The 991-nt window shown below is 52.3% G+C and carries 1 protein-coding gene; it reads left to right on the plus strand.

Annotated elements, in window-relative coordinates:
- Positions 1-47 precede the first annotated feature (47 nt).
- Positions 48-602 carry a cytochrome b gene (locus CCD76_RS19360; protein WP_087721111.1) on the plus strand — a complete coding sequence of 185 codons (555 nt, stop codon included), beginning with the start codon at positions 48-50 and terminating at the stop codon, positions 600-602.
- The last annotated feature ends 389 nt before the right edge of the window (positions 603-991 follow it).

The following is a 991-nucleotide window of genomic DNA, read 5'->3' on the forward strand; positions in this document are numbered from 1 at the left end:
AAGTGTCGGCGCTGGCTTCACGGAATCAGGATTAAGGGAGGATCACGATGTCATCTTTTCCATGGAGGGATACACCTGCTTACTACGGTCGAATCAGCCGCTGGCTACACTGGGGTATTGGCGCTCTGTTGCTATGGCAACTTGGCGGGATGGCAGCAAAAATATTATGGGGACACCCACAGTGGGTACAAGCCTGGCTTTCGACCCATCAACCCCTGGGCACGCTGTTGATGGGCTTGATTGTACTTCGCGCACTTTGGGCACTATTCAACTTACGCCACCGCCCAGCTCACGTCGGCAAGTTAGCCAAAATCGCGACTTTGTCGCACTTATTGCTCTATCTGCTAATGCTGGGAATACCGGCTCTCGGGCTCTACATGACCTGGCTCGGTGGTCAGCCCTTCGCACCTTTCGGCATACCTTTATTCGACGGCGGAAGCACCCAAGGTCCTCGGATGATGCAGGCTCGCCAGTGGCATGTCTGGCTTGGCTGGACCCTGCTGGCGCTGATTGTCGGTCATGCCGGTATGGCACTGCTTTGGCACGGCCTGATACGCCGGGATGGTACTCTTAGCCGCATAGCCGGGCCCCGGCGCCGCTGATCTAGCGTCAGTTCGAAGCAAGATTTCGAAGATATTCGGATGAAATAATTGGTAAAGCTCCCTGTTTCCAATCTTTTGATCCTCTTGAAGAGTCGATGGATCGGACCGAAAATACTTGTCGGACTCAGGGAGACTCATGCAGGAAACCACGAATGCCGTCTCATCGTCATAGGTGTGACGTATCCATCATGGTTTGAGGGATTCTAGTCGGTGTCCTTTATAATTCGATAGTTTGCATATGGATCCCGTGCGATCGTGTTAGACAATGCGGCCTTTCCCGATCCTTATGTTCGTCAAAATGCAGGACAAATGCAGCTATCATTCGGAAATTGGAAGACTCACTCGCCAAATAAGCTAGGCTCTGTCTGAAAAATAGACCCGTAAACAGC

The organism is Salinicola salarius (genome assembly GCF_002179555.1).
GTDB classification, from domain to species: Bacteria; Pseudomonadota; Gammaproteobacteria; order Pseudomonadales; family Halomonadaceae; genus Salinicola; species Salinicola salarius_A.

What these genes read in the sequence shown, in the direction of transcription:
- CCD76_RS19360 (WP_087721111.1), top strand. Translation starts at nt 48, where the DNA reads ATGTCATCTTTTCCATGGAGGGATACACCTGCTTACTACGGTCGAATC.